The organism is Streptomyces ossamyceticus, from assembly GCF_001418475.1.
GTDB classification, from domain to species: Bacteria; Actinomycetota; Actinomycetes; order Streptomycetales; family Streptomycetaceae; genus Streptomyces; species Streptomyces ossamyceticus.
The window spans coordinates 1-238 of the sequence record NZ_LIQX01000529.1 but is presented as its reverse complement, the minus strand read 5'-3'; the positions used below and the strand labels follow the sequence as shown (position 1 = coordinate 238).

1 protein-coding gene is annotated in these 238 nt (G+C 72.7%); it reads left to right on the top strand.

From position 1 onward, the window contains the following. Positions 1–238: hypothetical protein (locus AOK15_RS47595; protein ID WP_240508696.1), on the top strand; the 238-nt coding region annotated here is incomplete at both ends.

Here is a 238-nt window from a genome sequence, read left to right as displayed (position 1 = left end):
CCGTGAGGAGCAGCTCGCGGCAGGGCGGGGCCCACAGTCCGTGCTCGGCGACTTCCAGGGAGCGCTGGTCGGCGACCTTGAAGTACCGGATCTCCTCGATGTCGTCGCCCCCGTGCGTTCCGTCCTCCAGCCCCAGGTCAAGGGCCTCGGCGACCTGGAGCCCGTCTCCCTGCGCAGCGGCGAGAGCGCCGACCTGAACCGCACGGTCGAGGCGCTCGCGGCGGCCGCGTACTCCCGT